The 25019-nt window shown below is 73.3% G+C and carries 26 protein-coding genes; 8 read left to right on the top strand and 18 right to left on the bottom strand.

What is annotated here, in order from left to right; all coding sequences use genetic code 11:
- The first annotated feature begins 77 nt into the window (after positions 1-77).
- From GA0070614_RS29340 to GA0070614_RS29330, 3 genes are all read left to right on the top strand, one after another.
- On the top strand, positions 78-929 hold the full coding sequence (locus tag GA0070614_RS29340; RefSeq protein WP_088978988.1) for an NAD(P)-dependent oxidoreductase: 852 nt from the start codon (positions 78-80) through the stop codon (positions 927-929).
- Entirely contained in the window at positions 926-1342 is a 417-nt protein-coding gene (locus GA0070614_RS29335; protein WP_088978987.1) for a RidA family protein, read from the top strand. Before GA0070614_RS29340 ends, GA0070614_RS29335 begins: the two co-directional genes overlap by 4 nt.
- Before the next feature lie 74 nt (positions 1343-1416).
- The gene (locus GA0070614_RS29330) at positions 1417-1647 is read left to right on the top strand and encodes a hypothetical protein (protein WP_088978986.1); all 231 of its coding nucleotides are present in this window, start codon (positions 1417-1419) and stop codon (positions 1645-1647) included.
- A gap of 85 nt (positions 1648-1732) precedes the next feature.
- On the opposite strand, the gene surE is transcribed toward GA0070614_RS29330, so the two are convergent.
- From surE to GA0070614_RS31360, 10 genes are all read right to left on the bottom strand, one after another.
- A complete protein-coding gene (gene surE, locus GA0070614_RS29325; protein ID WP_088978985.1) occupies positions 1733-2563 on the bottom strand; it encodes a 5'/3'-nucleotidase SurE in 831 nt (276 codons plus the stop codon).
- Positions 2553-3503: a 1-phosphofructokinase family hexose kinase gene (locus tag GA0070614_RS29320; protein WP_231933435.1), complete on the bottom strand. Its 951-nt coding sequence runs from the start codon at positions 3501-3503 to the stop codon at positions 2553-2555. Before GA0070614_RS29320 ends, surE begins: the two co-directional genes overlap by 11 nt.
- Positions 3504-3701: 198 nt before the next feature.
- Positions 3702-4172: a hemerythrin domain-containing protein gene (locus tag GA0070614_RS29315; RefSeq protein WP_088978984.1), complete on the bottom strand. Its 471-nt coding sequence runs from the start codon at positions 4170-4172 to the stop codon at positions 3702-3704.
- 223 nt (positions 4173-4395) lie between these two features.
- Positions 4396-6138, bottom strand: coding sequence for an ABC transporter ATP-binding protein (locus tag GA0070614_RS29310; RefSeq protein ID WP_088978983.1), 1743 nt, complete (start codon positions 6136-6138; stop codon positions 4396-4398).
- Positions 6135-7859, bottom strand: coding sequence for an ABC transporter ATP-binding protein/permease (locus GA0070614_RS29305; protein ID WP_088978982.1), 1725 nt, complete (start codon positions 7857-7859; stop codon positions 6135-6137). Before GA0070614_RS29305 ends, GA0070614_RS29310 begins: the two co-directional genes overlap by 4 nt.
- Positions 7856-8650, bottom strand: a complete 795-nt coding sequence (locus tag GA0070614_RS29300; protein WP_088978981.1) for an ABC transporter ATP-binding protein — start codon at positions 8648-8650, stop codon at positions 7856-7858. The genes GA0070614_RS29305 and GA0070614_RS29300 overlap by 4 nt, the downstream gene beginning before the upstream one ends.
- Positions 8647-9621 carry an iron chelate uptake ABC transporter family permease subunit gene (locus tag GA0070614_RS29295; protein WP_157745125.1) on the bottom strand — a complete coding sequence of 325 codons (975 nt, stop codon included), beginning with the start codon at positions 9619-9621 and terminating at the stop codon, positions 8647-8649. Before GA0070614_RS29295 ends, GA0070614_RS29300 begins: the two co-directional genes overlap by 4 nt.
- Complete coding sequence (locus tag GA0070614_RS29290; protein WP_197701366.1) at positions 9618-10625, bottom strand: FecCD family ABC transporter permease; 1008 nt, start codon at positions 10623-10625, stop codon at positions 9618-9620. Before GA0070614_RS29290 ends, GA0070614_RS29295 begins: the two co-directional genes overlap by 4 nt.
- Positions 10622-11602, bottom strand: coding sequence for an ABC transporter substrate-binding protein (locus GA0070614_RS29285; RefSeq protein WP_157745124.1), 981 nt, complete (start codon positions 11600-11602; stop codon positions 10622-10624). The genes GA0070614_RS29290 and GA0070614_RS29285 overlap by 4 nt, the downstream gene beginning before the upstream one ends.
- A 452-nt stretch (positions 11603-12054) precedes the next feature.
- Positions 12055-12192 carry a DUF4383 domain-containing protein gene (locus GA0070614_RS31360; RefSeq protein WP_231933434.1) on the bottom strand — a complete coding sequence of 46 codons (138 nt, stop codon included), beginning with the start codon at positions 12190-12192 and terminating at the stop codon, positions 12055-12057.
- Positions 12193-12615: 423 nt separating this feature from the next.
- On the opposite strand from GA0070614_RS31360, the gene GA0070614_RS29275 reads away from it, so the two are divergent.
- The 3 genes from GA0070614_RS29275 to GA0070614_RS29265 all read left to right on the top strand — a co-directional run bounded on the left by GA0070614_RS29275 (position 12616) and on the right by GA0070614_RS29265 (position 15017).
- Complete coding sequence (locus tag GA0070614_RS29275; protein ID WP_157745122.1) at positions 12616-13140, top strand: STAS domain-containing protein; 525 nt, start codon at positions 12616-12618, stop codon at positions 13138-13140.
- A 97-nt stretch (positions 13141-13237) separates the two neighbouring features.
- Positions 13238-14452, top strand: coding sequence for a hypothetical protein (locus GA0070614_RS29270; RefSeq protein WP_197701365.1), 1215 nt, complete (start codon positions 13238-13240; stop codon positions 14450-14452).
- A complete protein-coding gene (locus GA0070614_RS29265; protein ID WP_088978976.1) occupies positions 14445-15017 on the top strand; it encodes a hemerythrin domain-containing protein in 573 nt (190 codons plus the stop codon). The genes GA0070614_RS29270 and GA0070614_RS29265 overlap by 8 nt, the downstream gene beginning before the upstream one ends.
- Before the next feature lie 112 nt (positions 15018-15129).
- Here GA0070614_RS29265 and GA0070614_RS29260 read toward each other — a convergent pair whose 3' ends face one another.
- The 7 genes from GA0070614_RS29260 to trxA form a co-directional block, all read right to left on the bottom strand.
- A complete protein-coding gene (locus GA0070614_RS29260; protein WP_088978975.1) occupies positions 15130-15621 on the bottom strand; it encodes a hypothetical protein in 492 nt (163 codons plus the stop codon).
- Positions 15622-15847: 226 nt separating this feature from the next.
- Positions 15848-17122: a M48 family metallopeptidase gene (locus GA0070614_RS29255; RefSeq protein WP_088978974.1), complete on the bottom strand. Its 1275-nt coding sequence runs from the start codon at positions 17120-17122 to the stop codon at positions 15848-15850.
- A 59-nt stretch (positions 17123-17181) separates the two neighbouring features.
- Entirely contained in the window at positions 17182-18189 is a 1008-nt protein-coding gene (locus GA0070614_RS29250) for a M56 family metallopeptidase (RefSeq protein WP_088978973.1), read from the bottom strand.
- On the bottom strand, positions 18186-18581 hold the full coding sequence (locus GA0070614_RS29245; RefSeq protein WP_088978972.1) for a BlaI/MecI/CopY family transcriptional regulator: 396 nt from the start codon (positions 18579-18581) through the stop codon (positions 18186-18188). Before GA0070614_RS29245 ends, GA0070614_RS29250 begins: the two co-directional genes overlap by 4 nt.
- Positions 18578-19930: a cytochrome c biogenesis CcdA family protein gene (locus GA0070614_RS30815; RefSeq protein WP_088978971.1), complete on the bottom strand. Its 1353-nt coding sequence runs from the start codon at positions 19928-19930 to the stop codon at positions 18578-18580. Before GA0070614_RS30815 ends, GA0070614_RS29245 begins: the two co-directional genes overlap by 4 nt.
- Positions 19927-20673, bottom strand: coding sequence for a DsbA family protein (locus GA0070614_RS29235; RefSeq protein ID WP_088978970.1), 747 nt, complete (start codon positions 20671-20673; stop codon positions 19927-19929). Before GA0070614_RS29235 ends, GA0070614_RS30815 begins: the two co-directional genes overlap by 4 nt.
- Positions 20674-20941: 268 nt before the next feature.
- Positions 20942-21310 (bottom strand): thioredoxin, encoded by a 369-nt coding sequence (trxA, locus tag GA0070614_RS29230; RefSeq protein ID WP_088978969.1) that lies wholly within the window; start codon positions 21308-21310, stop codon positions 20942-20944.
- A 170-nt stretch (positions 21311-21480) separates the two neighbouring features.
- Between trxA and GA0070614_RS29225 the strand changes: the two genes are divergently transcribed.
- The gene (locus GA0070614_RS29225) at positions 21481-21795 is read left to right on the top strand and encodes a rhodanese-like domain-containing protein (protein ID WP_088978968.1); all 315 of its coding nucleotides are present in this window, start codon (positions 21481-21483) and stop codon (positions 21793-21795) included.
- 134 nt (positions 21796-21929) lie between these two features.
- Positions 21930-22139, top strand: coding sequence for a hypothetical protein (locus tag GA0070614_RS29220; protein WP_088978967.1), 210 nt, complete (start codon positions 21930-21932; stop codon positions 22137-22139).
- Positions 22140-22212: 73 nt separating this feature from the next.
- Here the strand turns inward: GA0070614_RS29220 and GA0070614_RS31570 are convergent, their stop codons facing one another.
- Positions 22213-24882, bottom strand: coding sequence for a pectate lyase family protein (locus GA0070614_RS31570; RefSeq protein ID WP_408630789.1), 2670 nt, complete (start codon positions 24880-24882; stop codon positions 22213-22215).
- Positions 24883-25019: the final 137 nt, after the last annotated feature.

Below are 25019 nucleotides of genomic sequence, written 5' to 3'. Positions count from 1 at the left end.
CCCATGCTCGTGCCGAATGGCAGGGATGACAAACATTCGCTGGTCGCATGGATGGCATCGCCGTAGCGTCGCCGGTCATGAACGCCATCGCACTGCTGGGTACGGGGACCATGGGCACGGCGCTCGGCCGTCGGCTGCTGGCCACCGGGCACCGGCTCACCGTCTGGAACCGCACCGCCGCGCGCACCGCACCGCTGGTCGAGGCCGGCGCCCGAGCCGCCGCCGACCCGGCGGAGGCCGTCCGGGACGCCGACGTAGTGATCACCATGCTCACCGACGCGACCGCCGTCCAGGAGGTGCTGTTCGGCGTCGACGGGGCGCTGGAGGCCCTGCGGACCGGCGCTCACCTGGTGGAGATGTCCACGATCGGCCCGTCGGCCGTCCGGGAACTGGCCGCACGCCTCCCCTCGGGCGTCCCTCTGGTGGACGCGCCGGTCGCGGGCAGCGCGGGCGCGGCGCAGGAAGGTCGTCTGGTGGTCCTGGCCGGCGGTACGGAGGCGGCCGTCGACCGGGTCGCACCGGTGCTGGAGAACCTGGGCACGCTGCGTCGCTGCGGCGGCCCCGGCACCGGCGCGGCGATGAAGCTGGTGCTCAACACCGCCCTCGTCACGGCGGTCGCGGCGGTCGCCGACGCACTGGCGGTGGCGGACGCGGTGGGCGTCGACCGTCGTACGGCCTGCGACGCGCTGGCCACCGGACCACTCCGCGGCGCGGTCGCCCGGGCGAGCGCCACCGACGCCGCGTTCGCCGTCGCGCTGGCCGCCAAGGACGCCCGGCTCGCCCTCGACGCGCTCGGCGACGTGCCGGCACCCGTCCTGAGCGCCACCGCCGCGATGCTGACCGCCGTGCCCCGGCCCGACGCCGACCTCGCCACCCTCACCGACGCGCCGTCCCGCGATGCCACCACCCCCGACGAGGAGCGACCGTGACCGTCACCCTGGACAACCCCGCGACCGTGTCGGCGCCGTTCGGCGACCGGTTCTCCCACGTGGCCCGTCTCGCCCTGCCCGGCGGCGCGCTGCTCGTGCTCTCCGGCCAGGTCGCCGTGGACGACACCGGCACCGTCGTGGCCCCCGGCGACGTACGCGCACAGACAGAACGGATCTTCGAGCTGATCGGTGCGCTGCTGGCCGCGCACGGCGCCACGTTCGCCGACGTCATGCACGTGCGCACCTTCATGACCGACCTCGCCGACCTGGCCGGCTACGCCGATGTCCGCAGCCGGTACTTCCCGGACGCCAGACCGGCCAGTACCACGGTGGAGGTGAGCAGGCTCTTCCTCGAAGGGGCGGTGCTGGAGGTCGAGGTGACCGCCGCCGCATCAGGTGGGGCGGTGCGCTGACGTTCACCGCCCCTGTGTGCCGGACGCCGTCCCGGGTAGCGATGAGAGGAAGGGACGAGTCCGAGGAGGACGAGATGACCGAACCCAGGTACGTGCCGGTCGCGCTGGCCGCTGCCGGAGAACTCACCGAGAAGGACGACGCCACCGCCGGTGGGGAGATCGTCGGCGCGGACGACGCCGCGGCCGACGCCGCCCGCGCCGGCGCCGACGTGGACCTCTCCGAAGCCACCCGCGACAGCGACGGCTCTCCGGTCGGCCGGGCCGACGCCGAGGCCGACCGCGACCGCGCCGCCGACGAAGCCTGACCCCACACCGCCCGCCCCGCCGCCGATCCGGGCGGCGGGGCGCCACGGGCACGACCAGCCCGCGCCTGGCCGGAAACGGTCGACGTCAGGCCCCGACCGGCAGCTCCACCCCGGGCAGGTGTCCCAGGGCCCGGACCGCGGTGACGGCGGCGTACCCGTCGGCGAGCCAGGCCAGGTCGGTGCCGGGCACGTGCCGGGCGCCGTTCTCCTCGATCGTCGTCCGCACGTAGCCGTGGCCGCTCTCGGCGACCGTCACCTGCACCTGCCCGAACGGGGCGAGGGTGGCCTGGCGCAGCCCCGCCACCTCGGCGGCCGGCAGGTCGGGCACGTTGAGGTTGAGCACCGTGCCGAGGTCGGCGTCGCGCAGCCAGGGCAGCAGATCTCCGGCCAGGTCGGCGGCGGTCGACCAGTGGCGGGTCTCGTCGTCGACCGTGTCGAGCACGGCGATGGCCGCGCCGCCGCTGCCGGCGCTCGCCGCCGCCGGGGAGAGCACGTCCAGCGAGACGGCCAAGGCGCGGGCGCCGTTGTTGGCGGCGGTCAGCGCCGCGCCCACCGTGCCGGAGTGCAGGATCGCGTGGCCGGCGTTGGCTCCCCGGTTGATGCCCGACAGCACCAGCTCCGGGGGCGGCCCGAACACCCCCAGCACGGCCAGGACGGTGATGTAGGCGGGCGAGGCGGCGACCCCGTACGCCGGCACCTCCGGCAGCCCGGCCAGCTCCGCCGGGGTGAACACCACCCGCCCGTCGTCGGTCACCGCGGACAGGGCGGCGCTCATCCCGCTCGCCTCCGACCGTGGCGCGGCCACCACCACGTCGAGGCCGCGTTCGTACGCCGCCCGGGCCAGCCACCGGATGCCGGGGGCGTGCACCCCGTCGTCGTTGGTCACCAGGACGCGGGCCGGTCGGTCAGCGGTCATCGTCGCCGCCCGGGGCGTCGTCCAGCGGCGTGAGGCGGACCCAGCCGGCGAGTTCCCGCACGGCTTCGGCCCGGCCGGTGCCGAGCCCGTGCCGGGTGACGTTGAGCGCCCCGGCGGCGGCGCCGACGCGCAGGGCCTCCCGCAGGTCGCCGCCGCGGGCGAGCACCGCCGCGACCCCGGCGGTCATCGAGTCACCGGCGCCCCGGTGGTCGGCCAGCTCCAACGGCGGCGCGTGCACCTGCAGCGCCGTACCGTCGTCGAGCAGGGCCAGGGTCGGCTCCCCCGCCCGACTGATCAGCACCGTCCTCGCGCCCTGCTTCTGCAGCCGGCGGCCGGCGGTGAGCAGCGCCGCCACGCTGTCGTCGTCGGCGTGCCCGTCGTCGATCAGCTCCTCGTGGCTGACCTTGAGCACGGCGACGCCGCCCGCCAGCACCGCCGTCAGGTGATCGCCGGAGAGGTCCGCCACCACGGTCCCGCCGTTGGCGCTCAGGTCCGAGGCGAGCCGACGGTAGATGTCCGGGTCCACCACACCCGGGTCGGCGGGGCCGCTCAGCACGCTCACGGGCGCGCGTAGCCCTTCGGTGAGCGTCACCGTGTACAGCTCGTCGATGTCGTGGCGGACCATCGGCGCACCCGGGTCCTCGGCGATCTCCGTCCGGGAGCCGTCGCGTCGGTCGTGCACGTACCAGCCGGTGCCCGACTGCCGCTCGACCACCCGCACCGACACGTTCTCGTCGGCGAGAAGCTTGCGCAGCGCGTCACCGACCTCACCACCGAGCGCCACACAGAGGGTCACCGGCGTGCCGAGGGCGCTGATCATGCGGGTCTGCCACACCCCCTGCCCGCCGGGGTGCAGGTGCAGCTCGACCGCGTCGGCCTGCTGCTCGATCGTCACGGTCAACAGGGGCGCGGGCGCGAACACCATCACCTTCTCGTCCATCGCCCCCTACTGCCCCCGACCTCGCCCCGCCAACCCCTCGGAGCTGCGGCTACGCCGCGTGCTCGCGGACGTCCATGCGCTGCACCGAGCCCGTCCCGAAACGTGTGGACGTGCGGCACCGTCCGGTCGACGCCGCTCGCGCCCTACGCGATGCAGAACTCGTTGCCCTCCGGGTCGCGCGCGCCGTGTGCGAGGCGTTCACAGCGGCCCCAGCACCACCTGCGGATCGGCGTCCAGTGCCAGCGTCTCCAGGACGGTCAGCAGTTGACGTTCCTCGTACCGGAAATGCGACTCCATGATCGCCGCCACGCCCTCCAGGTGCCGGTGCAGCTCCGCGGGCGGGGCACCCCGGGCGACGGCGGCCTGCAGCCCGCCCAGCAGATGAGCGATCATCGAGTGGTCCTGCTGCAGATAGCGCAGCGTGTCCCGTAGCTGGGGGTACTGCTCGGCGATCGCCGGGAACAGGTGGCGATCCTCGCCCTCGTGGTGGGCGGTGAGCGCGGCGCAGAACCCGTGACAGAACAGCAGGAGATCCCTGGTCGCTGCTTCGACCGCCGCCCCGGCGGCGAGGGCCTGCTGGGTCACGGTCAGCGCTTCGCGCAGCCTGCCGTGGACGGTGCGTAACTCGTGGCTCCAGGCGATCAGCCTGGTCTTCTCGCTCTCACTCACCGGTGAAGAGCGAAGGGACAACGGTCATCATCGTTGTGCTCCCTTCGGTCCGGCGCCTCCATACCTGACACGGCCTGCCACCGGTACGCGACGCTGTGGCCCAGCCTAACGCCAAACCTCGATCCGCAGGGGGCGGGTAGGCGGTGATGCCGGATCAGGACACCGTCACTTCCCGGCTGCCCGTCGGGCTGCCCCGCCGGCACACTCGGGATGCGCACCCCGCTCATCCGACTCGATGCGGATCCATGAGCCCGCTCCACGCACCCCGCTCCCGCAGCTCCTCCGGCGTGCCGGTGGCGACGACCCGTCCGCCGTCGATCAGGACGACCCGGTCGGCGCGGTCGATGGTGGACAGCCGGTGGGCGATCACCAGGGTGGCCCGGTCGGCGCGGGTGGCGTCGATGGCGGCGGCCAGGTCGGCTTCGGTGCTGGTGTCGAGGTTGGCGGCGGCTTCGTCGAGCACGAGCACCGGCGCGCCGGTGAGTAGGGCCCGGGCGACGGCCACCCTGGCCCGTTGGCCGCCGGACAGGGCAGCTCCCCGCTCCCCTGCCGGGGTGTCGGCGGCGGCGGGCAGGGTGTCGAGGAACGCGGTGAGTTGGGCGGCGTCGGCGGCGGCGCGGACCTCGGCGTCGGCGGCGTCCGGCCGGCCGAGGCGGATGTTGTCGGCGATCGAGCCGGGAAACAGGTGCACGTCCTGCGGCACCACCGTGACGGTGCGGCGCAGGTCGGCGTCGTCGAGGTCGCGCAGGTCCACGCCGCCGACGGTGATCCGGCCGGCGCTCGGGTCGTGGTGACGCAGGAGCAGGTGGACGCAGGTGGACTTGCCGGCGCCGGAGGCCCCCACCAGGGCAACCGTCTCGCCGGGCCGGACGACGAAGGAGACGCCGCGCAGCACCGGCCGGTCGGGCAGGTACCCGAAGTGCACGTCGTCGAAGACCACGTCGCCACCGCCGGGCGCCGGTGCGGGTCGGGCCGGTGCGGGAACCGGGGTGGGCGCCTGCAGCAGGGCGTCGATCCGGTCGGCGGCGGCGCGCAGGGTGCCGGCCTCCTTGAGCAGCAGCGCCACCTGGCTGGCCGGGCCGAGGACCGCGCCGGCGAGGACCAGCGCCACCGGCGCGGCGGCGACGTCGAGGCGTCCGGCGCGGACACCGTCGAGCACCACCAGCAACGCGGCGACCCCGGCGGCGGCGACCAGCGCGTCGATCAGCGCCGTCTCCAGGCCGGCGCGGGCGGCGTTGCGTCGCTGCGCCCGCCCGAGCTGTCGGGTACGGGCGGCGAGGTGGGCGCGGCGCTGCTCCAGCGCCCCGAAGACGGTCAACTCCCGCAGTCCCTGCACGGTGTCGACGATGTCGGCGGTCAGCGCGGCGGTGGCGGCCCGCACCCGGCTGCCGTGCCGGTCGGCGTGCCGGCGCAGCAGCCAGGGTGTCACGGTGACCAGCACGGCGGCGGGCAGCACCACGGCGGGCAGCCACGGGTCGATCCAGGCCGCCAGCGCGGTGCCGGCGACGAGGACCACGGTGGCGGTGAGCAGCTGCGCGATGGTGTGCGCGAACAGCCATTCCAGGGTCTCGATGTCGGACAGCGCGACGGTGGCCAGGTCACCGCTGCGGCGTGTGCCGAGGCCGCCGGGGGCGATCCGGGTGATCGCGTCGTACACGCGGGTGCGCAGATCGGCCAGGACGCGGTAGGCGAGGTCGTGGGAGACGTACATCTCCCACCAGGTCACCACCGTGACGATCGCGACCAGCGCGCCGAGCACGGCCGTGACCACACCGAGCGGGGTGGGGTCGCCGGCCACGGCGCGGCCGACCAGGGCGGCTCCCGACACGGCCGCGGTGAGGCCGGCGAGTTGCCCGACGAGGTTCGCCAGCAGGGTGCCCCGGAACGCCGCCGGGTGCCCGGCGATGGCCGGCAGCAGCCGGCGCAGCGCACCGGGCCGCCGGGTGACGGTCGGCCGGTCGCTCATCCGGTCACCTGCCCGGCGGCGACCAGGTCGGCGTACACGGGGCAGGACGTCAGCAGGTCGCCGTGGCGGCCGGAGGCGACGATCCGGCCCCGGTCGAGCACCACGATCCGGTCGGCGTGCCGCACGGCGGCCAGCCGGTGGGCGATGACCAGGCAGGTCCGTCCCCGGGTGGCCGTGGCGAGCGCGCCGAGGATCTCGGCCTCCTGCCGGCTGTCCACGCTGGAGGTGGCCTCGTCGAGGACGAGCACGGGGGTGTCGGCGAGCAACGCCCGCGCGATGGCCAGGCGTTGCCGCTGGCCGCCGGAGAGGGCACTGCCGCGCTCCCCCACCGGGCTGGCGTACCCCTGGGGCAGCGCCTGGATGAAGTCGTGGGCGCCGGCGGCACGGGCGGCGGCGGTCAGCTCGGCGTCGCTGGCCTGCGGGCGGGCCAGCCGCAGATTGTCGGCCACCGAGCCGTGGAACAGGTACGTCTCCTGCGCCACCACGGTGACCGTGCGGCGCAGCGTCGCCGCGGTGAGCTCGCGCAGGTCGTGGCCGTCGACGGTGATCCGCCCGGTGTCCGGTTCGAGGTGGCGCAGCAGCAGGTTGGCCAGGGTCGACTTGCCGGCGCCGGAGCGACCGACGACCGCGACGGTCTCGCCGGGGGCCAGCCGCAGGGTCACGTCCCGCAGCGCCGGCTCGGGCCGGCCGGGGTAGCGGTGCCCGACCGCGTCGAAGGTGACGGCGGGCGGGTGGTCGAACCGGCGGTCGACGTGGCCGTGGTGCACGACGGTGGCCGGGGTGCGCAGCAGCTCGGTCAGCCCGTCGACCGCGGTGACGCCGAGGTAGCCGGCGTGCCAGTGCGCGCCGAGGTCGCGTACGGGCCGGAAGCACTCCACCGCGACCAGCAGCACCAGGAAGACGGTGGCCGCGTCGGCGCGGCCGGCGTAGGCGGCGACCGCCGCGGCCACGGCGGCGGCGGCGAGTCCGGCCTGCACGAGCAGGGCGCTGATCCCGCTCTCGATCAGCGACAGGCGCAGCTGCGCCATCGTGGTGGTGTGCAGGTCGTGGGTGCGTGCCCGGATCCGCTGCCGCATCCGGTCGACCGCGCCGAAGGCCCGCAGCGTGGCCGCGCCCTGCAACGTGTCGTGGACGTCGGCGGCCAGCGCGGTGAACGCCGCCCACCGGCCGCGTCCCCGACGCAGCAGGGTGGCGTCCCAGACGCGGGGCACGGTGAGCACCAGCAGCACGGCCGTGCCGAGCAGCGCGGCGGCGACCGGTTCGACGGTGGCCAGCCAGGCCACCAGGGCGGTCGGCACGGTGATGGTGACCAGCACCTGGGGCAGGTAGCGGCGGTAGTAGGCGTCCAGCCCCTCCACCCCGTCGACGAGGGTGGCCTGGGCGCGGCCGGTGCGGGCGCCGGTGAGCCAGGCCGGGCCCAGTTCGGCGAGCCGGGCGACCAGGCGGTCGCGCAGCCGGGCCCTGATCCGGGCGCCGGCGGCCACGGTGGCCACCTCACGCCACCACAGCAGCGCCGCCCGGGCCACGATCACCGCGAGCGCCCCGGCCAGCAACGGAGCGGCGGCGGCCAGGTCCCGTCGGGCCACCGCCGCCAACGCGCCGGCGACCAGCAGCGCCTGACCGACGTACGCCGCCGACACCGCCAGGCCCAGCGCCGCGCAGCCGACGACCGGGCGGGTGACCGTACCGGCGAGCCGCACCAGTTCCCGATGCACGATCACGGCTGCTCCAGCGGGTCGTCGGCCAGCGCCCGCACGGCCCCGGTGTGCGCGTCGGCGAGCACCCGCCCGCGTACGCCGAACACGTCGGCGAGCAGCGCCGGGGTGACCACGTCGGCCGGGGGCCCGTCGGCGGCGACGCGGCCACCGGCGAGGGCGATCACCCGGTCGGTGAACCGGGCGGCGTGGTCCAGCTCGTGCAGCACCGTCACCACGGTCAGCCCCCGCTCGGCGTGCAGACGGCGCACCAGCGACAGCACCTGCAACTGGTGGCGCACGTCGAGGAAGGCGGTCGGCTCGTCGAGCAGCAGCACCGGTGTGCGCTGGGCGAGGGCCAGCGCGAGCCGGACACGTTGCCGCTCGCCGCCGCTGAGCGTGTCGACCTGCCGGTCGGCCAGCCCGGCCACCCCGGTCGCGGCGAGCGCGGCGGACGCCTCGGCGTCCTCCGGCCGCCAGAGCATGCCCAGCGGCCCCCGGTGCGGGTAGCGGCCCTGCGCGACGAGCTGCCGGACGGTCAACCCGGGCACCGGCGGCAACTGCTGGTGCAGGACCGCGACCTGCCGGGCGACGTCACGGCGCCGCTGCGCGTGCGCCGGACGCCCGTGCAGCAGCACCCTCCCGTCGGCGGGCCGGTCCGCGCCGGTGAGCAGCCGCAGCAGGGTGGACTTGCCGCATCCGTTGCGTCCGACGAGCGCGACGCACTCCCCGGCCCGGACGGTCAGCGACACCCCGTCGAGCACGACCCGGTCCCGGTAGCGGTAGCGGGCCTGCTCGACGGTGAAGACCTCGGTCACGACACCTCCACGTGCGGCGAGCGGCGGGCGACGACGACCAGCGCCGCCGCTCCGAGCAGGGCGGTGACCGCGCCGGCGGGCACCCCGAGCCGCTGTCCCGCCGACCCGGACTGCACCAGCACGGTGAGCGCCTGCGCGGCCGCGTCCGCGCCGACGACCGTGGTCGCGCCGAGCAGGGCGGCGGCCGGTAACGCCCGACGCATGTCGCCCCCGCACAGGGCGCGGGCGACGTGCGGGACGACCAGCCCGACGAAGGCGAGCGCTCCGGCCAGGGCCACCGCGCCGGCGGCCAGGGCGACGGCCAGGGCCAGGCCGAGGGCGCGTACCGGCCGGGGCGGCAACCCGAGGGCGGCGGCGTGCCCGTCACCGGCGGCGAGCACGCCCAGGGCGGCGGAGCAGAGCCAGGCCAGCAGCAGCGCCACGGCCAGCCACGGCCACGCCGTACGCACGTGCGCCCAGACCCGCCCGTCGACCGCGCCGACCAGCCAGCGCAGCACGTTGCCGAACCGGCCCGGCTGGTACGCCAGCAGCAGCGTGGTGACCCCGGCCAGCGCCGCCGAGCCGAGCAACCCGTACGCGGCGACCTGGGCCGGGGAGCCGTCGCGGGCCAGCAGCCACATCAGGGTGCCGCCGGCAGCGCCGCCGAGCAGGGCGGCGAGCAGCGCCCCGGCCGCCGAGTCGGCGGGAACCAGGCCGAACTGGATGCCGCTGAGCACACCCAGCGCCGCGCCGGGGTTGACGCCGGTCAGCTCCGGCGCGGCGAGCGGGTTACGCAGCACCGCCTGCAGCAGCAGCCCCGCCGCGCCGAGCCCCGCGCCCGCGAGCAGCGCGGTGACCAGCCGGGGCAGCCGCAACTCGACGAGGATGCGCTGCTCCAGCGGGTCCAGCCGGGGCCAGTCGACGCCCCGACCCACCACCAGTTCCGCGGCTGCTGCCACGAGCAGCGCCGCCCCCACCCACCACCACCTCACGAACGGCTCCGACGACGCAGCAGGGCCAGGCCGGCGAGGATGCCGACGGCGGCGGTCCAGGCGCCGAGCGGGGTCTCGGCGGGTGCGAAGGCGTGCCGGGCCGCCAGGTCGGCGACGGTGGTGAACAACGCGCCGAACGCCGCCGCCCAGGGCAGCAGGGCACGCGCGTCCGCGTCCGGGCGGATGCGCCGGGCCACGTGGGGGGCGACGAAACCGATCCAGGCGATCGGACCGCACGGTCCGACGACGGCGGCGACCAGGACGGCGGCGAGGCCGAGCACCGCGACGCGGGCCCGCCCGACGTGCAGCCCGAGCGCGGTGGCCGCCTCGTCGCCGAGGCGCAGCACGCCGAGGGAGGGCACGGCCGCCAGGACCAGCGGCCCGCACAGCAGCAGCCACGGCAGGGTCAGCCGGGCGTGCTCCCAGGTGATTCCGGTGAGGCTGCCGACCAGGTAGCGGAACAGGATGTCGTACTGCAGGCGGTCGGCGGCGGCGAGCACCGCCAGCAGCACCGCCTGCAGGGCCGTGGACATCGCCGCGCCGATGAGCAGGACCGCGCCGGGTCCTCGGCCGGCGCCGGCGGCGGTCAGGCACAGCGCGCCGCCGCCGAGCGCCCCGGCCAGCGCCACCGCGGGCTGCGCCGCCGGTGGGACCGGCAGCGCCCAGACCACCACGACGGCGGCGGCGAGCGCACCGCCGGTGGAGACGCCGAGCAGTTCGGGTACGGCCAGCGGGTTGCGCAGCGCGGCCTGCATCAGCAGCCCGGCCACCGCGACGGCGGCGCCACCGAGCAGCGCCAGCAGCAGCCGGGGCGTGCGCAGTTCCCACAGCACCACCCCCGCGACGTCGGGGTCGGCGGGCAGGCCGAGGCCGAGGGTGAGCGCGACGGCCGCGGCCAGGGCCGCCGGCAGTGCGACGCGTACCGGCCAGCGGCGCAGGCCCCGGGGCGGTGCCGCGGCGACGGTGTCGCCGGAGGCGGGTGGCGCGTGTCCGGTGGTGCTCACGCGGTGGCCTTGGCTACCGCCTCGTCGAGGACCAGTCCCAACGCCCGGGTGCCGCGGCCGGAGGCCCACAGCTCCGCGGGCACCTCGTGGGCGCGACCGTCGCGCACGGCGCGGATGCGCTTCCACACCGGATGCTCGGCGTACTGGGCGGTGACCGTCTTCGCGTCGGGGCCGAAGGTGAACGACTGGATGAACACGATGTCCGGGTCGCGGGCCAGGATCTCCTCCACGCTGTACGCCTGAGCGGTGTCGAAGCCGCCGCCCTTGCTCGGCCACGGGTAGTCGAAGACCTGGGAGAGCAGGTGCCCGAGCAGGTCGTCGGCGGTGTTCACGCCGATCGAGGTGCCGCCGTACATCGCCAGCGCGGTGGTCCGGCCCAGGCCCTTCTCGGCGGCGGTGGCCCGGGCCGCGGCGAGCCGGTCGCGGAACCGCTGTTCGGCGCCGACCTGTTGCGGGCCCCGGTCGGTGAGCGTGGCGATGTCACGCAGGTAGCGCACCGAGTCCTCGTAGGTCTTCACCTCGACGAGCCACAGTGGTGCGAACTTCTCGATCGCTGGCCGGAGCTGGTCGTGTACGCCGGCCAGGCCGATGACCAGGTCGGGCTTGGCGGCGGCGACGGAGGCGACGTCCTCGTTGCCGAACATGCCGGGCAGCGCCGGCACCGAGGCGCCGGCGGCGCCGAGGTAGCCGGGGTGGCGCAGGAGCTTGGGTGTGGTCGTGGCCGCGGGGGTGAGGCCGAGTTCGACAAGCGCGTCGTCGCAGAGTCCGGTGAGGCAGACGATCCGCTGCGGCGTGGCCTTGAGGGTGACGGTGGTGCCCCGGACGTCGGTGACGCTCAGCCGGTGGGTGACCTGTTCCACGGGTGGTGCGGAGGGCACGCTCGGGGTGGCCGTCGAGGTGGGTTCGGCGTCGGCGCAGCCGGTGAGGGCGAGGGCGGCGATGAGCAGGGCGGTGAGGGGGTGGCGATGACGAGACACGACCAGCGCTTCCGGTAGTGGACGAAACAAGCCGGAACGATAATGGTTTTCATTTGTTTGGGCAAGGCGGCGGTACGACCCCTGCGTCCGCCTCCGGCGGGACCGGTCCGGACGACGGTTCCGCCGACGCCGTACCCCGTCCCCGGAGACGACGATGGCGAAGCCGGGATCCGGCAGCACGTCGTACCGTCGAGGGGTGAGGCGTCGCGGCGACGCAGGCCCGGCCCGGCGCCCCTCGGCTTCGGCCCGCCGCCCGCACGATCGGACACGACCAGGAAGCCGCAGCCCACCCCCGCCCCGGCCACCGCCCCACCCGGCATCATGACCCTGGGGGGTAAAGGAGGAGTTCCCACTACTGGCCACCCGGAGGGGTGGCGGGGGGACGCGCAGCAGGATCCGGCGAGGTCGGGCGGGCGGGGTCGGTCAGCGACCGGCGCTGTCGACGGCGTTGGTCAGCGCCGGTCGGCGGGGCGGCGGGTCAACGCGATCCCGAGCGCGATCATGCCGAGGCCGAGGAACAGGTGCAGCCAGTTGTCGGCGTTGTTGAGCGGCACGAAGTCGGCCCCGCTGTCGTCGTCGACGACCAGCACGAAGACCCACCGACGGCTTGCGCGGCGGTGCGGACCGGGTGTCTGCCGGCGCTCGTGGTGCCGGAGCGGGACCTGTTGACCATCGTTACCTCCAGTGGAGACGGTGCGACTGATGTCCCCCGACCGGTCGGCCGAAAGCCGGATGGATCCGAGCGGCGTTCCGCCTGAGCGCCGGCATCCGGGCCGAGCGACCACGATCCCGCCATGTCCCGGCCTCACCCGATCCCGGGTGTCGACCTACCCCCGCCCCGGCCGACCATGCCCGGCACACCGCGGCCCGTCCGGGTCCAGGTAGTCGGCGCTCACGCGTGTACGGCCCGCTCCTTCGGGTAGCAGATGATCGGGTCAAAAAGCGCGCCCCGCTCGGACCCTCGCTGCCGCGGCTTCGGTGGACGGGTCATCCTCGGTCCACGCGGAGGCGTCATGCCGGCAGACCCCTTCCCCTCGTCGACCGAGGGCCAGCACCTCTCCCGCACCCCGCCGGGACCGCTCCCTGAGCCCATCATGTCGCTGTCGTACAGCTGCGACGGATCGGCCACGGTGGTCACCGTCAGCGGCGAGATCGACATGAGCAACGCGCATCTGCTCGTGGAACTGGTGGAGTCACTCTGCCGCGCGACGGCACCGACCGTCACCCTCGACCTGTCCGCCGTCACGTACTTCGGCGCGCACGGGATCAGTGCGCTGCTACACGCACACGAGCTGGTCACCGCGGTCGGCGGGCGGCTGGCCGTGGGCCGGGCCTCGTCCTTCGTGCTGTACGTCCTGGGCGTGACCGGCGTCAGATCGCACCTCGAACTCGGCGTCACCGCGCCCTCGGCGGCGCCGATCGCGCCGGTGGTCACCCGCGCACCGCTGCCCCGCCCGGCCGGCGGCCGGGGCCGCCCGGCGGCCCGGGTCCCCTTCGCCGGCGTCAAGTTCACCGAGCACCGCACGACTTTGCGGTGACCTGCACAGTTCGCGCAAGAGGATCAGGTTTGGGTGATTCCTCGCCGATGGTCCGGGTAGGAACCACGAAGCGCACCCCGACGCGAACGGAGACATGATGTTCAATCCACTGGACCACAAGGGCATCGCCCTGGAGAGCCAGATCCGCAACTGGCGCGAACTCGACGTCGAGCCGATCGATCCGGAGGCGGTCGACCCCTACACCCGCTGCCGGATCATCACGATGAACGGCATCGAGGTCGAGGCGATCAACTTCCAGCACCAATTTGCCCGCAACTGCCCGGACCAGGACGTCCGCCGCCAGTTGGCGTACGTGCGGTACGTGGAGAGCCAGCAGCAGCGTGTGGTGAACTGGCTGCTGCCCGGCGTGGCGAGCGTGCTGGAGACGACGCTCGGCTACGAGCAGGTGGCCGTCGACCTCACCGCCTGGGTGGCCCGGCACGAACCCGACGACTACCTCAGGCAGGCGTACGAGTTCGGCGTGCTGGAGGACTTCGACCACCTCTACCGCTACGCCAACCTGTACGAGATGGTGGAGCGACGCAAGGCCGAGAAGATCGTCGACGGGCTGACCGAGGTGATGCCGGGCCGGCCCACCGCGCAGGAGCACCGGCACCCGTTCGACGAGGTCCGCACCCCGTACGACCGCAACTCGGTGGACCCGCGCTCCAAGCTGAACGCGCTGACCATCCTCTCGGCCGAGCAGCAGGTGATGTTCTACTACATGAACGTCGGCCCGCAGTACATGGAGCCGATCGCACGCCAGCTCTACCAGGAGATCAGCCTCATCGAGCAGGAGCACGTCACCCACTACGAGTCGCTGCTGGACCCGGGCGAGAACTGGTGGGAGCGGCTGCTGACCCACGAGTACAACGAGTGCTGGCTCTACTACTCCTTCCTGCAGCAGGAGACCGACCCGAAGGTGAAGGCGGTCTGGGAGCTGCACCTGCAGATGGAGCTGGCCCACCTCCAACAGGCCGCCGACCTCCTGCGCCGCCACGACGGCCGGGAGCCGGAGGAGATCGTCGGCAGCGCCGGCCTGCCCGAGCCGCTGACCTTCGAGCCGAACAAGGAGTACCTGCGGCACCTGCTGGCCACCCAGATCGACGCGACGAAGCTCGGCGAGGGCTACGTCACCGAGGCCCACGAGCGTTTCGAGTGGATGCAACAGCAACTGCACGACGGTCAGAAGCCCCCCAGCGAGCAGGTCGTCGACATGCACCGGGAACGCTTCGGCGACGAGTACCGCATCGAGACCGAGGGGCCGCACCCGGTGCAGGGTCTGCGCGCCCGGGGAGGCAGCCATGCCTGACACCGACGCCCCGGCCACGCCCGGACCACAGGAGGACGTGGTCGACCTGCTGCTGGCCCAGCACGCCCGCATCGAGCAGCTCTTCCTGCTGGTCATCGGCAGCACCCGGCGGGACGCCTTCGACGACCTGGTCAAGCTGCTCGCCGCGCACGAGACCGCCGAGGAGGAGGTCGTGCACCCCCTCGCCCGGACGCTGCCCGGCGGCGGGGGCGACGCGATGGTCGACGAGCGCCTCGACGAGGAGCGGCAGGCCAAGGAGACACTGAAGACGCTGATCGCCGGCGGCGTGGACGCCGACGGCTTCGATGTCGGCATCATCCTGCTGCGCGACGCCGTGCTCACCCACGCCCGCTACGAGGAGCGCTACGAGTTCCCCCGACTACGCCAACACGTGCCGGCCGACCGGCTGCGCAGCCTCGCCACCGCCGTCCGCGCCGCCGAGGCGACCGCGCCGACGCGGCCACACCCCCGCGCCCAGACGGCCAAGGGCAACCTGGCGGCCGGTCCCGCCCTGGCCGTCATCGACCGGGTCCGCGACGCCGTCCGCAAGCCGTCGAAGAGCTGAACCGGTAGGGGTCCGGCCGGGCCGGCGACCCGCCCGCGCTGCTCGGCCCGCCGGCCGGGCCGAGCAGCCGGGCCCCGCCGCCACCATCGCCGGGTGGCATGTCCGACGCTTCTCAGACGAGGCAGCGGGCGAGTTCGGAGTGGTCGTAGGTCCAGTACCCGCGGATTCCCGACCACACCCAGCGCTTCACGTGCCAGTAGTGGTACTCGTACTCCAGGTTGAACCCCGGCCAGCCCGGATTCGGCTCGAGGCCGGTCCGCGCGCCGACGTACTGGTACTGGGTGGTCGAGGTGCTGCCGCAGCGATCACCGCCGGTGGCGGTCACGGCCAGATCCGTGGCGGTGACGATGGTGTCGCCGCTGCACCGTACGACGTAGCTGCGCCGATAGGTGTCGGAGGTGGCGTCGACGACGTGCCAGTACCGATAGGTGCTGACGGAGCCGACCAGCCAGAACGTGGTCGGCGTGCCGTCAACGACGCGGCTGTAGCTGCCCCCCGCGGCGCAGGCGAGGCCGTCCGGCGCGGCGTGGGCGGCGGTGGCGGGAAGGACGATGACGGACGCCAGCGCCGCGGTCGCGACGGCAAGGGCGAGTGTGCGTCTCATGGCCCCGCAAACTACGGCCGATCGCCGCATCGACGCACGTCCGTGGCGGTTTCCCGACACGGCTCCCGGCGAGCCGCGTCCCCGGGTCGAATCTCACAGGTCGTCACGACCGGCGGGCACCGGACGAGGACGGCGTCGCGGCCTTGACCGAGGACATCGAGATGCTGTCCGAGGACAGCATGCTCCCCCGCCTTCCGCAGTGCCGAGCGCGGAGACGATCGAGGGATCAGTCGCCCGCCCAGGCGAGCTGACGGCCGACCTGCTCGTAGTGCCGCGCCAGTTCGGCGTCGATCTGCTCCGCCCTCGTCTCGGTCAGCCTCGCCCGGGGGTCCTGGCGGACCCGGGTGGTGAGCATCCGGTGCCGCAGACCCTGCGGTGGGTGCGAGGCGAACAACGAGGTCCGCTCGCGGATGGAGAGCTGGCGCAGCAACGGGAGCCGGTCGGCGGCGGCGGTCAGCGACCGGCCGACACCCGCCCGCCAGGTCGCCGGTCCCGCACCGTCCCGGCACGACTGCCGGACGACCTGCAACACCGCGTCGCCGTGCAACAGGGTGTCCAGCATGCGGGTGGCGCCGTCCGTGCCGGCCGCCCGAGCCGCCATCTCGTCGGCCAGGTACTCGGCCCGTTGGCTGTCGCGCAGCGCGGTCACCACCAGCAGCAGGTGGGCGCCGAACAGCAGGCGGGACATCGTCCAGGACAGCATCCTGCCCAGCGCGTCGCCGATCATCTCGATGATGCCGCCGCCGGCCGAGGCGTGCCCCGGGCGGAACAGGTCGGCGGCGTTGCCGAGCATGGTCAGCGCCGGCTGGGTGACCAGCAGCCGCCGCACGTCACCGTTGACGAAGTGGCCCAACTCGTGCCCGAGCAGCGCGACCCGCGCCTGGCCGTCCAACGCGCCCCACAGCGGCAGCCCCAGCACCAGGACCCGCCGCCGGCGCAGCCCGACCGAGGTGGTGTAGGCGTTGAACGAGTCGTCGACCGCGACGACGTGCGGCAGCGGAGCACCGACGGCGGCGGCGACCTCGTCCACCAACGCGTGCAGCCCCGGCGCCTGCTCACGGGAGAGGACGTCCACGTCGGGGGCGAGACGGCCGAACCGTGGCCGCAACGCCACCGCCAGGCCGATCATGGCGACGCCGGCCACGACGGCGATGTTCGGGAACGCGAAGGCGAACAGCAGCCACACCCCGGTCGCCGCCAGCGCGGCCACCCCGACGGTGAGCAGGATCGACGCCACCGCGGTCACCACGCCGGCCAGGCCGAGGCCGGACGACTCCAGCGGTCGGTCGACCAGCGCCGCGTACTGCTGGCGGGTCAGTCGCGCCGCCAGTCGGTAGGTGCCGCGGTCGATCCAGGCCCAGCCGAACTCCGGCGTCCGCCCGGCCCGGTCGAAGGTGTCGAGGTTCCACTCACAGGCGGCACACCAGGGCACCGCCTCGCGGATCGACACGGTCGCCTGCCCGCAGCGGGGACATTCGTTACCGGCGGTGTTGATCGTCACGGTCGCCGATCATGCCGGTACGGATCTTGGCGGGAACCGGCCCTTCGGCTTGTGTTGGCCTACTCCTGGCTAGATGTCTCGGCACCGGGTTCGGCACCCGCGGCCACACCGGTGGCGCCGGGCTCATCCGCCGGGGACGGCGAGTGCGAACAGGTCGCGTCGTGCACGGTCAGGCCGGCGGACGCCACCGCCACCGTCGGCGGTCCGGCCAGCAGCAGTCCGAGGGCGCCTGCGGCGACGAGACGGTGCAGGGCCCGGGGACGGACCGGCGGGGCGAGCATCCGACGTACCCGGTCGACGGCGCCCGTGCCCGCGCCGAGGGCGTGCTGAGGGCTACGGTCGGCGAGCTGCACGATGGCGGTGGCGACGGCGTGCCGGCCGTGGCGTTCGCTGGCACGGTCGTCGGCCAGGTGCTCCACCAGCCGACGGATCTCCGCCTCCGCGGTGCCGGCCATCGCCAGCCCGGGCAACGCGCGGTGGAACGCGACGGCGAGGGCGACGAGGACGTGGTGCCGGCCGCGGAGATGAGCGCGTTCGTGCCGGAGTACGGCCGCGAACTCGTCGGCGGTGAGGGCGTCGCGGGCGGCGCTGGTGACGACGACCTGGCCGGGGCGGCCGGGCAGGCAGTAGACCACGGGTGTGGCGTGCTCGATCAGGGTCCACCCGTCGCCCGCATCGGTGTCGGCCAGGGGCATCAGCGCGGCGAGGTGGCGGCGACGCCAGCGGCGCGCCCCGGCGAACGTCATGGCCAGGCTGGTCGCGAGGCGGGCGGCGAGGACCGTGGTGGCGAGCAACGCGATCACGGCGAGCGTGCCGTTCGGGGCGCCGAGGCTCGCCAGTGCCTGCGCACAGGCGGCGATGATGCCGGCCAGACCGGCGGCGAGCGCAGCCGGTGGTACGGCGACGAGCAGCCCGGCGGTGAGGACGGCGACGGTGACGGAGAGTTCCGCACCGAGCCAGAGTCCGATGGTCAGTCGCGGGAGGGAGGCCAGTCGCGGTGCGGTGAGGGCGGGGCGGGCGAGGGCCACGACCACGGCCGCCCAGCCCAGCAGCATCAGACTGGTCACGGGGCTGCCTCCCGGCGCTGGTCGAGCAGTTCACGCAGGGCGGCCGCCTCGGCCGGAGTCATCGCGTCGACGAACCGGGCCAGCGCGGCGTGCTGGTCGGCGGCGGTGGAGAGCGCCTCGGCCATGACCTGCCCGACGTGCTCCTCGCGGGTGGCCCTGGGGCGGTAGCGGTAGGCGCGGCCGGCGAGGTCGCGGTCCGCCCAGCCCTTGCGGTGCAGGTTGTCCAGGACGGTCATCACCGTGGTGTAGGCGAGGTCGCGCTCTGCCAGCGCGTCGACCATCTGCCGGACGGTGAGCGGGCCGGGCGCCGCCCACAGGACGTTCATCACGGCGGTCTCCAGCGGGCCCAGCGGTCGGTCGCCGCCGGAGTCCTGTCGTCCTGGCCTGTTCACGGGGCGACCCTACCGCCGGCCGTGGCCGGCTCCGGCCGGGCGGGGACCGGGCAGGCGCGTTCGCCACGCAGCCGGCGCCGCAACGCCCAGCCGAGCAGGACGACGGAGGCCGCGGCAAGTGCCGGCTGCGCGGGGGCGAACCAGTTCATCGCGCCGCTGTAACCGAGCGCGAGCAGGACGATCTTGTTGCAGACCGGGCAGCCGACGGCGAACAGCGACAGGGTCGCCCCGGTCACGCCGGTGCGGGACCCGCTGCCGCCGCTCGGCCTATCGCCGGTGCCGGCGACCGGTGCGACGTAGGTCGCCACGAGCAGTCCGGAGAGCACAGCGGTGACCAGCAGCACCGGCCATGCCCACCAGGTCACGGCCATGTCGCGGCTGAAGAACGGAGTATCGATCAAATCGGTCGGCACGGCGATCACGACGACGGTGGCCACCGCTGCGAGCACCGCCGCCACCCACCTGCGCGCGGGCCAGGCGACGATATCCGATGCGACGCTCACGGCAGGGGCGGAAACGCTCGCGGCGGAGGGTCGGGCGCGACGCCACCGGTACACCAGGACTCCCAGCGCGCCGAGTGCGACGGCGAGCAGGAGCGCCAGGTCCGACATCCCGCCGACGGTTGTCGTCACCCACTCCTGGGCGGCGCCCTCGAGGTCGGTCAGGCCGAATCCGCCGGCCAGCCCCGCCGTGCCGTCGAAGACCAGGAAGAGCACGCCGAGGGCGACGAAGAGCAGGCCTGAGATGGTCGAGGTGGTGTGCAGACGCAGCCGGCCCACGGAGAACTGCCGGCCGCGCAGCCACCGGCGCTCGCCGATGCGCCACCGGTCCCAGACCAGGGCGAGCAGCAGCAGCGGGACGGTCATGCCGAGGGCGTACACGGCCAGCAGGGCACCACCGGCCGCGGGCTGCGCGGAGGTGGCGGCGACGGTCAGGATGCCACCGAGGATCGGACCGGAGCAGAAGCCGGCCAGTCCGTACACCGCGCCGAGGGCGAGAACCGACAGCGCGGAGTCGCCGGTGATCCGTCCCATCAACCGCTGCGCCGGGGCGAAGGCGAAGCCCTTGCCGGCCAGTTGCACGATGCCGAGGATGATGATCGCCCATCCGGCGAGCAGGATCAGGGTGTCGCGGTGCTGGAAGAACGCGCCGGCCACGGCGGTGGATCCGACTCCGAGCGGTACGAGGACCGCCGCCAGGCCGAGGTAGAAGACGCCGGTGCGGGCGAGCAGTTGCCGCGGGTTCTGGAAGGCGTACGCGAAGAAGGCGGGCAGCAGCATCGCGCTGCACGGGCTGAGCAGGGCGAGCACTCCCCCGAGCAGGGCGGCGAGGTAGCCGATGTCGCTCACTGGGTGTCCAACTGCTTGTCGATGGCCTGCTTGAACGCCTCGTACGGCTGGGCGCCGATGACGGGAGTGTCGCCGACGATGAACGCCGGGGTGCCGGTGATGCCCATCGAGGTGGCCTCCTGGATGTCCCGGTCGATCGCGTCGCGGGTGCCGGCGGACGCCCGGGCGGCGTCGAAGCGGGCCAGGTCCAGACCGAGTCGCGCGGCGATGTCGCGTAGCGCGGCGTCGTTGAGGGACCCGCCGTTGACCCGGCGCTCCTTGGCGTACACGGCGTCGTGGAACTGCCAGAACTTTCCCTGTTCGGCGGCGGCCCGCGCGGCGGCGGCGGTGTCGTGGGACTGTGCGCCCAGGTACGGCAGGTCGCGCCACTCGATGCGGACCAGGCCCTGGTCGACGTACTCGCGGATCAGCCTGGGTTCGGTTTCGCGGGCGTAGCGGCCGCAGAACGGGCACTGGAAGTCGGCGTACTCGACGATCACAACGGGCGCGTCCGGTTTCCCGAGCGCGACAGGATCGTTGGGGGTGCGCCGGGCCAGGCCGGCGAAGGGGTTCGCCTGCTGCCCACCGCCGGATCCTGCGGCGGCGGTGCCGCCGACCGGGTCCGCCGGTTCGTCGGCGGGTCGGGCGAGGATCGCTAGGACCGCGACGATGGCGATGACCACGACCGGTGCCAGCCAGCCGGCCGTCCGGCGGATCGGGGGCGTCTGCCGGGCGGTGCGCGATGGCGTTCCGGGGCGCTGCATGTCTCCTCCAGTCCAGCACTAGGAAACCTAGTACTATGACGGATAGTACTAGGCCGGTTAGTGGACGGGCGCGGGGCACTCGCATCCGCCGGGCGCCCGCGCAGGCGCCGGCCACGCCGAAGATCAGCCCGGTGCGCCAGCGCACCCGGCTGACCCGAGTGCGGCGATGACGCCCACGGCGCTGGTGGCGGTGACGACATGCGGCGAGGTCGCGACAGCCTCCGACAGGGGCGGGTGACGACCCGCACCCCTGCCGTCGGCCGAGGCGTCACCGACTGGACGACGCTCCGGAGATCTTGGTCCGCACCTCGTCCATGTCCAGGTCACGGACCGCCTGGATCACCTGCTCCAGAGCGTGCGCCGGCAGCGCGCCCGGCTGGGAGAAGACCAGCACGCCGTCCCGGAAGGCCATCAGCGTCGGAATGGACCGGATCTGGGCCGCCGCAGCGAGGCTCTGCTCCGTCTCGGTGTTCACCTTGCCGAAGACGATGTCCGGGTGCTTCTCGCTGGCCCGTTCGAACACGGGCGCGAAGCTGCGGCAGGGGCCGCACCAACTCGCCCAGAAGTCGACCAGCACGATTCCGTCGCCGGTCACGGTCTGCTCGAAGTTTCCGCTGCTGAGCGCCACGCTACCCATGTCCAACCTCCGCTTTCGGCACTGGCTTCCAACTCAGGCAGCATACCCTGGGGGGTATACATTCCCGGAGGTTGCGTCGCTCACCGCCGCAACCCGTGGAGCAATGGCGGGCCGACCTACCGCGCTATGGTCGAGATATACCCCCCAGGGTATACAGAGCGGAGGAAGAGATGCGAGAGGTCAACCTGGCGGAGTTCGCCGCCGCGCACGCCGACGGCGCTGTCGTGGTGGACGTGCGGGAACCGTTCGAATACGTCGAGGGTCACGTGCCGGGTGCCCGCCCGGTGCCGCTGGGGCAACTACCGGCGACGGTCGCGGCTCTCCCCCGCAACCGCCCGGTCTACGTCATCTGCGCCAGCGGCAACCGCAGCCTGGCCGCAGCGCAGTTCCTGGCCCGTGCCGGCATCGACGCCCGGTCGGTCGCCGGCGGCACCGGCGGGTGGGTCCGCAGCGGACGCGCCGTCGTGACGGGAACGGACACGTGAGCCTCTGACCCTGCGATCAGGGAGCCTGAACGGACGCGGCCCCGTCCCGGCGCTCGGCCTCGGCCGCGAGCAACCCGACGGCGAGCCGGGAGCCGGTCCTGCCTCGTCCACCCCGGGCAGGTTCCGTCTCACGGGTGGAAGCCGAGATCCTCGCCCACAACCCCGACGTGGTGCCGCGGCTGGAGATCGACAGCGACAGCGACGCCGTGCACCGCGGATGGGTCGTCGGCCAGAACGCCCGCGAGTTGCGGGTCGGCCGGACAACGGTGGTGGGCTGTGACGCGTCGACGCGAAGGCCGCCAGGGCCTCGAACCCTGAACCACCCGGGGGTGAAGATGAGCTGACACGCTCCGGCGGGCAGGACAGCGCCGTCGGCTGTCCTGCCCGCCGGGGTTCACGGGGCGGTGAGTGGAATGGTCACGGCGTCACCGGCCTGCCCCCGAAGGTCACGACTAGGCGGCCGTCCGAGGCGAAGGACCAGCCCAGGGCGCCGGAGTACGCCGAGCACCGGGATCCGTCGGAGCCGGACCAGAACTGGTTCGAGCTGTCGGAGTTGCCGACGATCCGGTCGTTCGCCCCGCTGTCGCAGGAGGTGTTGTTCCGGAACACCGAAGAGCCGCCGTCGAAGTTGAAGTTCCGCTCGGCGTTGCCGATTCCGGCGTTGTTCGACACCGTCATCGTGCCGGTATTGCGGTTGTAGGTGAATCCGTGCTTGCCGTTGTCGTAGGCGATGTTGCCCCGGACGATGTGGTTCACCCCGATGTCCTCACCGCCGAGCTTGAAGCCGTTGCGGTCACCGGCCCCGGCCTGGCCACCGTTGCTGAGAGTGCCGTTGCCGTAGGCCAGAGAGGATTCGATGGTGACCGCGCCGATGGCGCCGGTGTCGCTCTTGGTGTAGAGGTCATACCCGTCGTCGATGTTGTTGTGGGCCACGGTGTACCGGAAGACGTTGCCAGGGCCGACCGTGAGCTTCGGGGCGAAGCCGTCCGCGTCTTCGCCGTCGGAGTCGACGTTGTCGTGGGAGACGGAGCTGACCACGAGGTTGTTCGATGGCCACTGGTCACGGGGAGCGTTGGCGATCAGTCGCGACAGTTGGAGACCCGAGTCGCGGTTGTGCCGGGTCACCGTACGCTCGATGATGTTGTTGTTGCCGGCGAGGAGGATTCCGTTGTCCCCGGCGCGCTCGACGACGATGCCGCGGATGTGCCAGAACGATCCGCCGATGGCGAGCCCGCGGTTCGCCGGATCCTCACTCTGTGCGGAGAAGTTCAGGATCGGGGTCTCGCCCGGGTAGGCGAAGATGTTCTTGCGTGCGCTCGAGGTGCCGTTGTTGCCCTGGCCGATGGTGATGGTCTGGGAGTAGCGGTAGGTGCCGCCGCGCAGGTAGATCGTCCCCCCGGCGGCGATCCGGGTGATCGCGGAGGTGAGCGTCGTCGGGTTGGATTCCGTGCCGGCGGCGCTGTCGGTGCCGTTCGGTGCCACGTACAGCGCGTTGCTCGACGGCGGCGGGGTCGTCGGGGGCGTGGTGGGCGGCGGGGTCGTCGTCGGCGGAGTGGTCGGTGGGGTGGTCGTCGAGCTGTAGGTTTCGAACTCCGCGACCCGCGGGGTGCCGTTGGCGCTGGTGATCTCGAAGTTGATCTTCTTCAGTGAGGTCGGCGTGAAGGTGATGACGCCGGCTCCGTTGCCGGTGGCCAGGACGACGCCGTTGTCGTTGTTGACGACCCTCCAAGACCCGATCGCCCCGACGGCGCCGGCCGCCTCCCGGATGTTGATCGCGCCCACCTGGGTGGACGAACCCCACTTGATCGAGATACGGCCGGTCGAACCGGAGGGCGACCAGTAGGTGCTCATGTCGCCGTCACGCACGTTGCCGTAGCTGGTCCCGTCGGCCTTGCTGGAGCCGTCGGCGCCCGCGCCGAGGCTGAGGTTGGTGCCGCCAGGCGTGCCGGGCGGCGGGGTGGTGGGCGGCGGGGTGGTGGGCGGTGGCGTGGTCGGCGGGGTGGTGGGCGGCGGGGTGGTGGGCGGCGGGGTCTGCGGCGTGCAGTTGCCGTCGGAGACCCGCAGGCCCTTGTTGGCGCCGGCGGTCTGGCTGACGACGTTCGGTACGCAGTTGGCCGCGTCGAGGCGGTAGGTGTAGGGGATGCTGACGGTGGTGTTCGACTGCGGGTTGGGGCCGGCGGGGTTGTTGTCGCCGCTGCGGCTGGACCAGGTCACGTTGTCGAAGGTGTTGCCGCTGACCTGCCAGTAGCCGGCTTCGCTGGTGTAGAAGGTGCCCAGGACGTCCTTGGAGTCCTTGAAGTAGTTGTTGTCGACCTTGGCCTTGGCGCCGGCGCGGGAGTTGATGCCGGACTCGTGCAGGTTGACGTAGTGGTTGTTGTAGATGTGCGCGATGCCGCCGCGCAGCAGGGGCGTGCGGGAGTCGATGTTCTGGTACAGGTTGTGGTGGAAGGTGACGTAGCCGTTGGAGCGGTCGCTCTCGCTGGAGCCGATGAGTCCGCCCCGGCCGGAGTTGCGCAGGATGCTGTAGGACAGCGTCACGTACTGGGTGTTGTCCTTCATGTCGAAGAGGCCGTCGAAGCCTTCGGACTCCCCGCCCGAGGCCTCCAGGGTGACGTGGTCGACCCAGACGTTACGGACGTTGCTCTCCATGCCGATGGCGTCACCGCCGTTGGACGTGGGCGAGCCGGACTTCTTGACGTTGCGGACGGTCACGTTCTGGATGACGATGTTGCGCGAGTCGCGGATGTGGATGCCCAGCTGGTCGAAGACCGCCCCGCTGCCGACGCCGATGATCGAGACGTTGCTGATCTGCTTCAGCTCGATCACGCCGTCCGCGGTGCTGCAGCTTCCGCCCGACACCTTGCTGGTGTTGCCGTGGTTGATGGTCCCCTCGACCTGGATGATGATCGGGGTGCTGCTGCTGGCCCGATTGCACAGGGCCGCGTGGATCTGGGTCCCCGTGGTGGCGCGCACCGTCTGCCCGCCGGCGCCACCGGTCGTCCCACCGTTCTGCGTCGCGAAGCCGGTGACGCCGCCGGTCGCCGCGGACGCCTGCGGCACCGCCAGGATCGCGCTGACCGCCGTCACCGCGGCGACCGCGGTCCCGCCCGCAACGAGCTTGAGTCTCGCCTTCGATCTCACTGTGGACTCCTCTGGAGTGAGCACGTCGGGAGGGCTGGGCCCTACAACCCCACGCCGCACGTGACTTCGAATCTGGCTCTTGC

Origin of the sequence: Micromonospora coxensis (genome assembly GCF_900090295.1) — a bacterium.
GTDB lineage: Bacteria > Actinomycetota > Actinomycetes > Mycobacteriales > Micromonosporaceae > Micromonospora > Micromonospora coxensis.
This window is presented reverse-complemented; position numbering and strand designations above follow the sequence as displayed.